16 protein-coding genes are annotated in these 12,731 nt (G+C 63.7%); 8 read left to right on the top strand and 8 right to left on the bottom strand.

Going from position 1 to position 12,731, the window contains the following annotated elements; all coding sequences use genetic code 11:
* Positions 1–5: 5 nt before the first annotated feature.
* From V1280_RS42145 to V1280_RS42130, 4 genes are read right to left on the bottom strand one after another with little or no spacing between them, the layout of a single operon-like run.
* Positions 6–1,178: an MFS transporter gene (locus V1280_RS42145; RefSeq protein ID WP_334536753.1), complete on the bottom strand. Its 1,173-nt coding sequence runs from the start codon at positions 1,176–1,178 to the stop codon at positions 6–8.
* Positions 1,179–1,206: 28 nt separating this feature from the next.
* On the bottom strand, positions 1,207–2,427 hold the full coding sequence (locus V1280_RS42140) for an MFS transporter (protein WP_334536751.1): 1,221 nt from the start codon (positions 2,425–2,427) through the stop codon (positions 1,207–1,209).
* Positions 2,424–3,791 (bottom strand): NAD(P)-binding domain-containing protein, encoded by a 1,368-nt coding sequence (locus V1280_RS42135; protein WP_334536750.1) that lies wholly within the window; start codon positions 3,789–3,791, stop codon positions 2,424–2,426. Before V1280_RS42135 ends, V1280_RS42140 begins: the two co-directional genes overlap by 4 nt.
* 48 nt (positions 3,792–3,839) lie before the next feature.
* On the bottom strand, positions 3,840–4,157 hold the full coding sequence (locus V1280_RS42130; protein WP_334536749.1) for an ArsR/SmtB family transcription factor: 318 nt from the start codon (positions 4,155–4,157) through the stop codon (positions 3,840–3,842).
* A gap of 124 nt (positions 4,158–4,281) precedes the next feature.
* Between V1280_RS42130 and V1280_RS42125 the strand changes: the two genes are divergently transcribed.
* Genes V1280_RS42125 through arsC form a run of 4 tightly spaced genes read left to right on the top strand, consistent with a single transcriptional unit; the run spans position 4,282 to position 6,263 of the window.
* Complete coding sequence (locus tag V1280_RS42125; RefSeq protein ID WP_334536748.1) at positions 4,282–4,644, top strand: ArsR/SmtB family transcription factor; 363 nt, start codon at positions 4,282–4,284, stop codon at positions 4,642–4,644.
* Positions 4,637–5,164: an arsenate reductase ArsC gene (locus tag V1280_RS42120; protein ID WP_334536747.1), complete on the top strand. Its 528-nt coding sequence runs from the start codon at positions 4,637–4,639 to the stop codon at positions 5,162–5,164. The genes V1280_RS42125 and V1280_RS42120 overlap by 8 nt, the downstream gene beginning before the upstream one ends.
* Positions 5,164–5,865 (top strand): MIP/aquaporin family protein, encoded by a 702-nt coding sequence (locus V1280_RS42115; protein ID WP_334536745.1) that lies wholly within the window; start codon positions 5,164–5,166, stop codon positions 5,863–5,865. The genes V1280_RS42120 and V1280_RS42115 overlap by 1 nt, the downstream gene beginning before the upstream one ends.
* Positions 5,862–6,263, top strand: a complete 402-nt coding sequence (arsC, locus tag V1280_RS42110; RefSeq protein WP_334536744.1) for an arsenate reductase (glutaredoxin) — start codon at positions 5,862–5,864, stop codon at positions 6,261–6,263. The genes V1280_RS42115 and arsC overlap by 4 nt, the downstream gene beginning before the upstream one ends.
* Before the next feature lie 79 nt (positions 6,264–6,342).
* Here the strand turns inward: arsC and V1280_RS42105 are convergent, their stop codons facing one another.
* The gene (locus V1280_RS42105) at positions 6,343–7,230 is read right to left on the bottom strand and encodes a transglutaminase-like domain-containing protein (RefSeq protein WP_334538565.1); all 888 of its coding nucleotides are present in this window, start codon (positions 7,228–7,230) and stop codon (positions 6,343–6,345) included.
* A 182-nt stretch (positions 7,231–7,412) separates the two neighbouring features.
* Between V1280_RS42105 and V1280_RS42100 the strand changes: the two genes are divergently transcribed.
* Positions 7,413–8,321, top strand: coding sequence for a transglutaminase family protein (locus V1280_RS42100; protein ID WP_334536742.1), 909 nt, complete (start codon positions 7,413–7,415; stop codon positions 8,319–8,321).
* On the opposite strand, the gene V1280_RS42095 is transcribed toward V1280_RS42100, so the two are convergent.
* Entirely contained in the window at positions 8,318–8,944 is a 627-nt protein-coding gene (locus V1280_RS42095; RefSeq protein WP_334536741.1) for a LysR family transcriptional regulator, read from the bottom strand. The genes V1280_RS42100 and V1280_RS42095 overlap by 4 nt on opposite strands.
* A gap of 128 nt (positions 8,945–9,072) precedes the next feature.
* Here V1280_RS42095 and V1280_RS42090 point away from each other — a divergent pair, with 128 nt between their 5' ends.
* The gene (locus tag V1280_RS42090; protein WP_334536740.1) at positions 9,073–9,465 is read left to right on the top strand and encodes a RidA family protein; all 393 of its coding nucleotides are present in this window, start codon (positions 9,073–9,075) and stop codon (positions 9,463–9,465) included.
* Positions 9,466–9,503: 38 nt separating this feature from the next.
* The gene (locus tag V1280_RS42085) at positions 9,504–10,193 is read left to right on the top strand and encodes an L-2-amino-thiazoline-4-carboxylic acid hydrolase (protein WP_334536739.1); all 690 of its coding nucleotides are present in this window, start codon (positions 9,504–9,506) and stop codon (positions 10,191–10,193) included.
* On the opposite strand, the gene V1280_RS42080 is transcribed toward V1280_RS42085, so the two are convergent.
* Positions 10,190–11,017, bottom strand: a complete 828-nt coding sequence (locus V1280_RS42080; protein ID WP_334536738.1) for an MBL fold metallo-hydrolase — start codon at positions 11,015–11,017, stop codon at positions 10,190–10,192. The genes V1280_RS42085 and V1280_RS42080 overlap by 4 nt on opposite strands.
* A 95-nt stretch (positions 11,018–11,112) precedes the next feature.
* Here V1280_RS42080 and V1280_RS42075 point away from each other — a divergent pair, with 95 nt between their 5' ends.
* Positions 11,113–11,943: a LysR family transcriptional regulator gene (locus V1280_RS42075; RefSeq protein WP_334536737.1), complete on the top strand. Its 831-nt coding sequence runs from the start codon at positions 11,113–11,115 to the stop codon at positions 11,941–11,943.
* Positions 11,944–11,965: 22 nt separating this feature from the next.
* Here V1280_RS42075 and V1280_RS42070 read toward each other — a convergent pair whose 3' ends face one another.
* Positions 11,966–12,730: a hypothetical protein gene (locus tag V1280_RS42070; protein ID WP_334536736.1), complete on the bottom strand. Its 765-nt coding sequence runs from the start codon at positions 12,728–12,730 to the stop codon at positions 11,966–11,968.
* Position 12,731 lies beyond the last annotated feature (1 nt).

Genomic DNA, 12,731 nt, shown 5'->3' with positions numbered 1-12,731 from the left:
CCAGCTCAAGCGTAAGGCGCTCGGGCCCTTCGCGCCCAGAACAACGCGAGCGGCCCCACCGCAATGCCCGCCCCAAGCACGATGAAGACCAGCAGCCAGCCGGTTGCGCTCTGCGGGCCACCCGCCGCGTCGAGCGCAGCACCAGTTCCCCAGGCCCCGAGCGCGGACAGGCCGAAGCCGATCGTCGAATGCAAGGCCAGGGTCGCGCCGCGATGTTCCGACACGGCGGCGGCCGACATGCCGGCGGTCAACGCGCCCGAGTCCGCGGGCACGGTCAGGCCATAGATCATCAGCAGCAGCGCGAGCAGCCCTGCCGGGGCGGTCGCGTTGAAGCCGATGATCAGCGCAACGCAGGCCGACGCGATCATCACGATCGTGATCGCGCGATGGCGGCCAAACCTGAGCGCCGCTTCGTTGCCGAGGATGCTGGCGGGCATCGAGATCACCGCGAAGCAGAAGCTCATCACGACCGGGCTGAGCCATGACGGAGCGCCCTGATGAGCAATGACGAACGTCCAGAAACCGACCAGCCAGGTGCGGATGCCGTAGAGCTCGAAGCAATGCGCGCCGTAACCGAAGATGTATCCAAGCGCCTCACGATTGGAGAAGACGGGCGCGAAATTGAGGAGGCGCCCCGCCTTCGGCGCGGGCTGCTGCTCCTGCATCAAAAGGCACGCGACGACCATCGCGATGGGACCGAAGCCGGTCACGACGAATGCGGTCCGCCACCCCCAGCGATCGGCAATCACTTGCGCCACCAGGAACGAGAGGCCGACACCGACCGAAAAGCTCGACGTATACAACGTGACCGCCCGCGAGGTGTCGCCGGCGGGCAGCCGGTCCGTCAGGGCCTTCAAACCCGGCATGTAGGCGCCGGCAAATCCAAGCCCTGCGAGGGACCAGATCGCCGTGCCTGTCCAGAAGCCCTGCGCGTAGATGCCGAAGGCGGCGGTCGCGAGCCCGCTGACGATCGAGCCCCAGAGCAGAACGAGCCGCGCATCGATGCGGTCGGTCAACGTCGTCAGCAAGGGCACCGCGAGCATGTAGCCGAACGCGTAACCGCTCGCCATCAACCCGCCTTCGGCGGCGGAGAGTCCCCATGCCGGCATCAGGTGCTGCGCGAGGTTTGCCGACAGCGTCACATGCGGCAGCAAATTGCCGACCTGCCCGATGCACATCACCGCAATCAGAGCCCGACCGTTCAGGCTATGAATGTTGCTCTCCTACCTGGACAGATCGTGACGGCGACGGGTCGACGCGAAGCAGCAGAAGCGCGATGAATGCGGAGACCGAAGCGAGCGCGCTGATCCATAGCGCACTGCGACCCATGTGCTCCACCATCAACCCCAGCACCAGCGGCGCTGCGGCACCCGTCAGCCGCGCCGGGAGCGAAATCATGCCGACGCGTTTGCCGAAGCCCACCGGTCCAAACAACACCAGCGGCAGCGTGCCGCGCGCGATCGTGATGATCCCGTTGCCGGCACCGTAGAGGACGGCGAAAACCGGCGCAAAGAGTGAACCGCCTGCAATCAAGGCGACAACACCGATCGGATTCATCAGCATGGCGAGCCGCGCCGACAACAGCGGATGGAAACGATTGAGCAAGCCCGCTTCGAGAAGGCGCGCGCCGACCTGAGCCGGGCCGACGAGTGTTCCTGCGAGCAACGCCTGGGCCGGCGTCGCGCCGAACGCGACCAGCATCGAGGGCAGAATGGCCGAAACGCCCGAACTGACGAAGCTTGCAGCCGCAAACATGTAGGCCAGCACGCCCATCGCAAACGTCTCGCTCTGGCGTTCGCCATGCGGGTTCGCTCCGGAAACCGGTTGAGAGGCCTGATCGAGTGGCCTGGCACGCGGCAATGAAAGATTGAGCGGCAGAGCGAGGCAGAGGTGGATGACCGCCCATATCTGGCAGGCTTCACGCCAGCCGTACTCGGCCGCCAACCAGCTCGTGAGCGGCCAGCCAACGGTGCTCGCAAAGCCGGCGATCAAGGTAATGCCGGTGATCGCCTTGCGAGCGCGCGTGCCGTAGATGCGCGTCAGCGTGGCGAATGCCGCTTCGTAGAGACCCATACCCATGCCAATCCCGAGCGTCATCCACGCGGCAATCAGCAACGCCGCGCCATGGGCAACGGACAGCAGCAGCAAGCCTGCGACGAAGATGGCATTCGATGCCGCAAGCAGATAACGCCCTCCAAACCGGTCAATCGCATGGCCGACACGCGGCCCGAGAAGTGCGGAGATGACGAGCGCACTCGACAGCGCCGCGAACACATAGGTCGGTGCGAGATCAAGATCCCGCGCGATCGGAGCGGCCAGGACGGCTGGAAGATAGTAGCTCGACGCCCACGCAATGGTTTGCGTGGTGCCGAGCTTGACGACAACCGCAAGTGAACGAGTAACTTGGCCCGCAAGAACCTGCGTCATGAACAACCACAACCCGAGGCACCGGCCTTCTTGGCTGTTTCGTCGGCGGCACAGCACGCCGACACCTCTTCCATCGCTGGGCCTCCGCAACATCCTGCGGCCTCGCCGGACTCGACGCCTCCGCGCGTACACACGCCGGTCTCCGGCAGCACAAGCTCGACCCTCTCCGCCGCCGCCCTGTCGCCGGCGAGATCGGCGGCGATCGATCGGACCTGCTCATAGCCGGTCATCATGAGGAAGGTCGGAGCGCGGCCATACGACTTCATGCCGGCGAGATAGAAGCCCGGCTCGTCATGCGCGAGCTCGCGCGCGCCGTGGGGGCGCACGGTCCCGCAGCTGTGTTCGTTGGGATCGATCAGCGGCGCCAGCGCGACCGGCGCCTCGATGGCCGGATCGAGCCGCAGACGCAGCTCGGACAGAAACGAAAAGTCGGGACGGAAGCCCGTCGACACGATCAATTCGTCCACGACCACACTTCGCGCACCACAGCAGGCGCCAGCCGAGACCTTGAGGCGACCTTCGGAATCCCAAAGATGCGTCACGCCGAATTCGGTCTCGACCCTGATCTTTCCGGAGGTCACGAGCGCGGCAAAGGCACTGCCAAGCTCGCCGCGTGCCGCAAGCTTGTCGTTGCGGCCGCCGCCGAAGGCCTTTGCAGGATCAGCGCCACGCAACAGCCAGACGGCTTGCGTCCCCGGCACCTCGTCGGCAAGACGTGCGAGATCGATCAACGTGCCCACTGCAGAATGCCCGGCGCCCAGCACGGCAACGGTCTTTCCGGCATATCTGGAACGACCGGCACCCCGCACGTCGGGCATGCCGTAGGCGACGCGGTCAGCGCGCTCGGCCTCGCCGATCGCCGGCAGGCCGTTGCTGCCGGCAGGACTTGGCGAGAACCATGTGCCTGACGTATCGATCACGGCATCGGCGCGCAGGACTTCAGGCCCCTTGCCGTTCTGATAGCGGACTTCAAAGGGCGCCTGCTCCCTGCCCCTGGTCTTCGCCTTGTCGAAGCCGACACGGCTGATGGCCGAGACGCGGCTGGACGTGCGGATCACCTCGCGCAACGGCGTTCTCGTCGCAAGCGGCCTGAGATATCCCTCGAGCAATTCACCACCGGTCGGATAGGCCTGAGGGTTCGGCGAATTCCAGCCCGTCGGCGCGAGCAGACGCGCGGCGGCCGTGTCGACATTGTATTCCCATGGCGAGAAGAGCTGGACGTGCTGCCACTGGCGGATCCCGTGTCCGGCCTGTGATCCGGCCTCCAGCACGATGGGCGACATGCCGCGTTCAAGGACGTGCGCGGCCGCTGCGAGGCCGACAGGCCCTGCCCCGATGATGGCTACCGTCTTTGCGCCGCTCATTTCGCTACTCCCATTATTCTAGAATCATCGAATAATTAGCCAAAAAAATCAGGCCGCCGATTGAGCGCCGCCGCATTCGGCTTCGTCCGCGCAGCACTCCGCCACCAGGAAATCCACCAGGCCCTGCATCGCATCGTAGTTCGCATGGCAAACAAGCGTGGTGGATTCACGGACCTGACTGACGAGCCCGACCGCAACCAGAGACTTGATATGATGGGACAGCGTCGATGCCGGGATCTTCAGCTTATCCTGCAGGCGGCCGACCGGCATGCCGGAGTGCCCTGCCCGAACCAAGGCACGATAGATCTGAAGCCGGGTCCTGTTACCCAAGGCTTCCAGGCGTGCTGCTGCGTCGTCGATCTTCATGGCGCGTAACATGTGCTGGTTCGATTCCGCTGTCAACCATATTTCTAGAATGTTCGAAATATAGCGCCGCGAACGGCGGATATCCGGATTGACGTCAGGCCCATAATTCCATAAGTCTGGATATATGGAAACCGAAGAAGCCGTCCTCGCGCTCGCCGCGCTGTCGCAATCGACCCGCATGGAGGCGTTCCGGACGCTGGTCAGGCACGAGCCCGACGGCCTTGCGGCCGGCGACCTCGCGCGCCTGCTGGAAGTGCCGCCGAACACGTTGTCGGCCCATCTGTCGATCCTGACGCGCGCGCGTCTCGTGACCTCCGAGCGGCACAGCCGTTCGATCGTCTACCGCGCCAACCTCGCCGAATTCCGCGATGTCGCGGTTTTCCTGCTGCGCGATTGCTGCGGCGGGCGGCCGGAGGTTTGCGAGCCCGTCGTCGACAGCCTGCAAGCCTGCTGCTCTCCAAAACGAAAGGGGCGAGCCCGTGTCTGATCAGATGTACAACGTGCTGTTCCTGTGCACCGGCAATTCGGCGCGCTCGATCCTCGCCGAGTCGATCCTTCGGAAAGACGGCGCCGGCCGCTTCCAGTCGTTCTCCGCCGGCAGCACGCCAAAAGGCCTGGTCCACCCGCTGGCGCTGCGCACCCTCAAGAACATGGACTATCCCACCGACAGGATGCGCTCGAAGAGCTGGGCGGAATTCGTCGAGCCCGATGCGCCAGTGATGGATTTCGTCCTCACCGTTTGTGACAATGCCGCCGGCGAAGTCTGTCCGGTCTGGCCGGGACAACCCATGACCGCACATTGGGGAATCGAAGATCCCGCCGCCGCCGACGGCACCGGTCTGGAGAAGCAAGCGGCCTTCGTCACCGCATTCCGCTATCTCAAGAATCGGATCGATACCTTTGTGAACCTCCCGCTCGGAAGCATCGACAAGCTGTCGCTTGGCACCCAGCTGCGCGAGATCGGTCGCTCGGACGGCGCAACACATCCAGAGCCGAAGGCCAGCTGATGGACACTTTCGACCTTCCGCGACGCCTCGCGGCCGAAGCGCTCGGCACCGGCATTCTCGTCGCCACAGTGGTCGGCTCGGGCATCATGGCGGAGACGCTGACCAAGGACGTCGCACTTGCGCTTCTCTGCAATACGTTGCCGACCGGCGCCATTCTGGTTGTCCTGATCACCGTGCTCGGCCCGATCTCCAGGGCGCATTTCAATCCCGCGGTCACGCTGGTCTTCACCGGCAGGCGCGAGCTGCCGGTGAACGAAGCCGCGCTCTACGTGATTGCGCAGATCGCCGGCGGCATCGCGGGCACGATGGCGGCGCATCTGATGTTCGGATTGCCCCTGCTCGATCTCTCGACCAAGGTTCGAACGGGCGGACCGCAATGGTTTGCCGAAGCCGTCGCCGCCTTCGGGCTGGTCGCGACGATCCTGGCCGGCATCCGTTTTCAGCGGACGGCGGTGCCCTGGCTGGTCGGCCTTTACATCACGGCGGCCTATTGGTTCACGGCCTCCACCTCGTTCGCCAATCCGGCAGTGGCCATCGCGCGTTCCCTGACAAACACGTTCTCGGGCATTCGTCCCACTGACCTGCCCGGATTCATCCTCGCGGAACTCTGCGGAGCGTTCGCCGGCCTACTGCTGATGAACTGGCTGCTCGGACATTCGCGCGCGCCGGCCCCTCTCCCGATGACGGAAACCATCCAATGAGCGTCACGATCTATCACAACCCCGACTGCGGCACCTCGCGCAACACGCTGGCGATGATCCGGCAGAGCGGCGTGGAACCGACCGTCATTGAATACCTCAAGACGCCGCCGTCGCGCGACACGCTCAAGCAACTGATCGCGGCGATGGGAATATCCGTCCGCGCACTGCTGCGCGAGAAGGGAACCCCCTACAAGGAGCTCGGGCTCGCTGATCCCAAATGGTCCGATGACGAACTGATCGACCAGATGCTCGCACATCCCATCCTGATCAATCGCCCGATCGTGGTGACGCCAAAGGGCACGCGCTTGTGCCGGCCTTCGGAGGCCGTTGTCGATCTCCTGGACCATCCCGTCGGCCGGTTCGTGAAGGAGGACGGCGAGGTGGTGGAAGCGCGCTAGCTTCGTGCCGCCCCACCCCATCGGTTCAACAGACGCCCGGCTTCCTGCCGGTCGTCCGGCCAATGGTGACGACGGTAGCCTAGACCGCCGCCGGCACAGAGCGTGCTGCACGGTTCTGTCTCGCATCAATATACGGCTGGAGCGGAAACACTTCACCGGCACGCACTTCTTCCGTCAGCACCTTGAAGCGTGCAAGCTCCGTCGGCCCAAACATTGTCGAGATCGCGACGTCGGCTGCGTCGCGACCGCGAGCGATGACAATCCGGCCGATGCGAGGATGGTTGTGCCGTGCGTCGAAGGTGTACCACTGCCCCCCGATATAGGCCTCGAACCAGGCACTGAAATCCATCGGCGCCGGGTCGATGGGAACGCCGATATCGCCGAGATAGCCCGTGCAATATCGCGCGGGAATGTTCATGCATCGACACAATGCAATCGCCAGATGGGCGAAATCCCGGCAGACGCCAACGCGTTCGTGGTGACCTTCAGAAGCCGTGCGGTCATTTCGGGCAAAGTGATACCCGAACTGAATGCGATCGTGAACGTAATCGCAAATGGACTGCACAAGCTGCCAGCCACTACCGTTGATATTTCCGAACGTCGACCAGGCCAGATCCGCCAGCTTTTGCGTGTCGCAATAGCGACTGCCCAGCAAATACAACAAGGCATCGTCGGGCACCTCGTCCAGCGGCACCTGGGCGGCCTGCGGCATGGCTGTATCAGGCATACCGCTGTCTTCGATGACAAATTCGGTGCGAATCTCGATCAGGCCTGCGGGTGCAACAAGGCGGGTGCAGACATTGCCGAAAATGTCGGTGTAATCCTTGGTCCGGACATTCGGCGATACGCCGATGGCATGACCAGCCACAAGATCGGAGTACCGAGACGGATGAACGGTGAGCATCAGCACCATCGGAACGTCCTGAAGGCACTTGAACGCGATATCGTAGCCTGCCCGAATTCTCAAAGCCGTCTCCACCCGTGTCATCGTTGACCGTGGGACAGAAAGCGCGCGCACCTTCCACTTGTTCCAGCAATGCGCGCCCAAAACTGCTGAAATGAGGGGCAGTTGTGCGGGACGAACAATGGACTTAGCTCTGGAACCGTCAGCCAATCGTGGCAATATCCCCTGCCCCGAGCACGCAAGTCATGCCCCTCTACACCGTCCATCACACCACGGCTTATCGCTTCCGCCGGCCCGTGAAGCTCGGCCAGCACCAGATGCTGTTCCGGCCGCGCGACAGCTTCGACCAGCGTTTGCTGGCCTGTCGCCTCGAAGTGCACCCTGAACCGGCCGAAGTCCGCTGGATCCATGACGTGTTCGGCAACTGCGTCACGTTGGTCGACTTCAACATTTCGACCGAGGCGCTGGAGTTCGAGACGACGATCCATCTCGAGCATACACCCGAGAATGCTCCGGACTTCCGGATCGAGGCGTACGCCAGAGAGCATCCCTTCACCTACGATCGCAGCGAACTGCCGGACCTGGAGCCGTACATCCGCCGTCATTTTCGAGATGACCGAACGGTCGACAACTGGCTGTCCAAGTTCATCGCGCCCGGCCAAAGCCGGCCCACAGGCCAGCTGCTGATGACACTGAACGAAGCCATTTCGGAGGGCTTTTCATACCGTCGTCGAACATCAAAGGGCACGCAGACGCCCGCCGAAACTCTGGGCCTTCAACAGGGGACATGCCGTGACTTCGCACTGCTGATGATGGAAGCGGCCCGCTCGCTCGGCTTCGCCGCGCGCTTCATCACGGGGTACGTCTACGTCCCCGATCGAGACGGACCGGCAAGGCTTGGTGGCGGCTCGACCCACGCCTGGTGTTCGATCTACGTCCCGGGGTCTGGCTGGGTCGAATTCGATCCAACCAACGGCATCGTGGGAAATAGAGAACTGATCAGGGTTGGTGTCGCCCGCAACCCGGCCCAAGCCATTCCGCTGTCAGGCAGCTATTGGGGCGATCCCGAGGACGAAGCCGGGATGGAAGTCACGGTCAACGTGACATCAGAACCTGTCGGGCAGCTCCTGTCTGAGCCAATGCTAAAGGCTTAAAACTGAAACGGCGTGACCGATACGGAGAGGCGGTTTGCGCCGGAGTTCTCGGCCGACCGGGCGCGCAGCCATGCGCGAAAACTGACGATCTCGGGGCAATCCGCGGTGCCCTCGGGCGCGATCAGCCAATCGCCCAGACCGGATCCCTCGTTGATCCGGTCGCAGCGATAGCCTGGATGGTGGCCGAGACCGCGGGCGATCAGCACATCGACCTTGCCTTCGACCAGCTCGTGCAGGCCGGCGGGCTGCAGCACGCGCAAGCCGATCTCGGCATGCGCCCCGCGAAACGCCGCAAGATCGAGCCGGCGCAAATCGAGGCTTGGATGCACGCCCAATTGCAGCAGCACCGCACCTGAAGGCTTCAATTGCGAGGTCGCCTCCGCGATGCGGCGAAAGCCATCGGATATCCCGGGCAGATAGGCCTGGCCTGCCGCAGTCAGGATGAGCTGCTTGTGCAGCCGCTCGAACAGTTGCACGCCGAGGCGCGCCTCCAGCGCTTTCACCTGTTGGCCTACGGCTGCGGGCGTCACGTGCAGCTCGTGCGCGGCCAGCTTGAAGCTGAGATGGCGCGCGGCGGCCTCGAAGGCGCGGAGCGCGTTGAGCGGTGGAAGGGTGTAGGTCATCGCGCTTCAGTTTGACACCGATGGACCGCGGCCTTGCAATAGATTTTCTTGCGCTGAACCGCAGCAATGATGCTTTGCGCCGCGGCGATGTCGCCGGATACGGTCGGCCCGCAATCCGGAGAAACGCCATGCCGCCTGCTCACATCGTCAGCCATAATCCCGCAACGGTCTCCCCTCCCGCCGGCGGCTACAGCCTGGGACTCGAAGTGACGCAGCATCGCCGGCTGCTGTTCATCAGCGGCCAGGTGCCCGAGAGATCCGATGGCACGGTTCCTGAGGGTTTCGAAGCGCAGTGCGAGCAGGCCTGGCGCAACGTCATCGAGGTGCTTGCCGCCGCCGGCCTTGGCGTCGCCCATCTGGTCAAGGTCACCACGTTCCTGACGGACCGGGCTCAAGTCGTGACCAACCGCACCATTCGCCGCAAGATGCTCGGGGAGCATCAGCCCGCACTGACGGTCGTGATCGCCGAGACCGTCGACAGCAAATGGCTGCTGGAGATCGAGGCGATCGCCGCGGAATAAAAATCTACTTTCCGACAAGCCCACGATGCGAGAGTTCAATGACTGAGGCGATCCATCCCTTCTACGCGCAGCATCGCGACGCCATGGAAGCGGCGATGCGCCATCGACTCGATCTTGCCGAGGCGATGTTGCGCGAGCGCGCGCAGCTCACCGATATCGAGAAGATCAGGCAGGAGGTGATGGACGAATTCGGCATCGTGCTCACCCAGACGCCCTATGTCGGCGGCGCGGCGAGCCGCATGAGCGATTTCTTCATGCGTCTGATCGGCTTCATGGCGATCAGCCGCGTGCTGCAGCGGCACGGCGTGCCGCTGCCTGACATCGGCGAGATCGAGCGGGAGACCTACAAGGCGCAATTGCTCACCACGCCCGAAGCGGAACGCCTCGCCGCGGGAGATCAATTCATGTCACCGGAAAACCAGATCTTGCTGCGCGAGCAGGCGGCGAAAAGCATCACGGAAAGCCATCAGGTCGAATTTCCGGAGGATTTCGTCTACGATTTCGTCGAGCCGGGGCCGCATGACGGCTTTGAATTCGGCATCAACTACAAGGCCTGCGGCTTCTGCAAATTCGCGGGTCGCCATGGCGACAAGGAGATTTTGCCGAACATTTGCGGGCTCGATTTCGACGCCTATGCAGCACGCGGCATTCATCTGGAACGCACGCAGACGCTGGCTGGCGGCGCGAGCCACTGCAATTTCCGCTTCTCGCGGCTGCACCTCGGCTAATGCGCCCCGCACCGGCAGTTCTCGTAGTCCACGGGATCATGGCTGTTGAAGATCGTCACGCGGCCGCCGTGGCTGAGCTTGAGCTCGCGCAGCCGGGCCTGGTTGGCGATGCGGGCCTTGCGGTCCATGTCGACCTTGCGCTGGAAATAACGGAGCACCAGCGGCGCGCGCGGTGAGGCGTCGAGCTGGGCGTGATGGAAATAGCTGTCGCCGGCGTGCAGCAGCCATTTGTCGCCGAAGCGCACCGCGATGCCGCAATGGCCGAGCGTGTGGCCGGCGAGCGGGATCATCAGGATGTCCCCTTCCCGGTCGCCGAGCGCGCGGACGCCCTTGAAGCCGAACCAATCCTCGCCGACCTCGCCGTAAAATGTCCAGCTTGGCCCGTGGCTCCATTGTCCCTCGACATAGCGCCCTTCGGGCGGCGCAGGCTTTCGCAGAACCGCCATGTCGTATTCGCTTCGATGGACGTGGATCGCGGCATGGGGAAAGTCGGGCACGCCGCCGGCGTGATCACGGTCGAGATGCGTCAGCAGCACGTGGCGCACGTCGGCAGGCGAATAGCCGAGCGCCCTCACCTGCTGCACGGCCGTCTCCGCCGGATCGAGTTTTGGCGCGGTCTGCCGCAGCCAGCGTTTCCCGAGCCGGTCGGGCGTGGCGATATCGCCAAGGCCGATGCCGGTGTCGACCAGAGCGAGGCCGTCATGGGTCTCGATCAGCAGGCAATGGCAGACCATGCGGGCGCGCTGGAACAGGCTGCCGGTGCCGTTCACCAGCCGCCGCCCCATGGGGCACATCGTGCCGGTGTTGAGATGATGGATCTTCATGGATGACGCTCGCCTGTTGTGAACAGGGCGTTCTTGTCTTCTTTCCGATCTATAGGTAAAATATCGAGTATTGATGCTACCTATAGGTATGGACTATGGATATCCGCGAGCTCCGCTACTTCGCTGCGGTCTACCGTGAACGCAACCTCACGGCCGCGGCGCGCACCTGCTTCGTGTCGCAGCCGTCGATCTCGACTGCGATCACCAATCTGGAGGCCGAGCTCGGCACCACGCTGTTCATCCGGCACAAGAAAGGCGTCGCGCCCACCGCCTCGGCCGAGCAGTTTCATGCGCTCGCCCGCCGCATCATCGACGAGACCGATGCTGCGCGCAGCCTGTTCCGCAAACCCAGCACCAGGACCAATCTGAGGCTCGGCCTGATGCGCACGCTCGACGTGCCCCGGACCATCGCGCTGCTGAAGCCGCTGACGGCGCGCAGCGACATCGCACTCCGGCTCGTGGGCCACGACGAGCGCGCGGATGCCAGGATCATCTCGAAGAGCATGCTTGGGGATGACGAGCATTTCGTCACGCTGTGGAGCGAGCGCTATGTCGCGGCGCTTCCGCCGTCGCATCCGCTGACACTGAAGGAGCGGCTGCGGGCCGCTGACCTCGCCGAATTCCCCATGATCGACCGCTGCCATTGCGAGCAGAGCCAATTCTTCGGTCGCCTCGCGCAGCGGCGCCAGTCCGCGGCGATCGCGCAATCGGAGGATTGGGCCATGGCGCTGGTCGCGGCCGGCATCGGCATCGCCATTGTCCCGGAGGGCGTGGCCAAGGGCCATCCGGACGTCGCGATCCGGGAGATCGAGGTGAAGGTCAAACGCGAGGTCGGGCTCGCCTATCGCGCGTCAGTACCGCTGGCGGATGCGTTGAAGGATTTTGTCGGCAAGCTGCGGAAGCAGCGATCCAAACGCGGACGCTGATCGCACTTGCGCGAGGCCACGATTATCCGAGCAAGCCCTTCAGGCCGGCGTAGATGGAACCAACGGCTGTCGCGGCGACACCCGCCAGCGGCCCGACGGTCTGCATCAGGTCCTGAATCAGGCGGGCGCGACGACGGAGCTGTTCCTCACCGACATGCTGCCCGAGCAGACGCGCCATCCTGAAGGCAAACGCGTTCGGCTTGCCGCCCTGGCCGAGCACGCGCGGCAAGACCTGGAAGATCACGACTCCCAGGATGTTTCCGGAAACGAAAGCGAGCAGGATGCTCGCACCGTATTCGAACACCTCGCGCCATTCGACCCACACAGTCGGCAGGATCGGAACGTCATCGTGGAGGCCCGTCACCGTCAGCATTGCCTGGATGCTGACGCTGGCGAGCAGCAACGCCAGCACGAACGCCCCCAATGCCGAGACCCGATGCAGAGGATAGGCAGCGAACCCGAACAGCAGGGGGAGAACGATCGACGCGATCCGAAGCGGGATTGGAGAGAGGTTGAAGGTGATGGTGATCAGAATATGCGTAATCGTCAGCAGGACGGCCGGAATGACGACGTAGAGAAGGACATGCGTCCCGAAATAGCGCAGTGGATTCTTGTACCGCTCGAGCCGGACATTGACCCGGTCGAGATCGCGCCTGAGCTTGTCGAGCTCGGCAACGATCTCCTCGATCTCGATGAGCGTCGGCCGCACGACGCGCAAATCGCGCGAGCAGTGCTTGCACGCGATGGCTTCGTCCTTGATCGTCTCGGCGCAGAACGGACACTCCATC

Source organism: Bradyrhizobium sp. AZCC 2230 (assembly GCF_036924495.1).
GTDB classification, from domain to species: Bacteria; Pseudomonadota; Alphaproteobacteria; order Rhizobiales; family Xanthobacteraceae; genus Bradyrhizobium; species Bradyrhizobium rifense.
The sequence above is the reverse complement of the archived record's forward strand: the minus strand, read 5'-3'. Positions and strand labels throughout refer to the sequence as shown.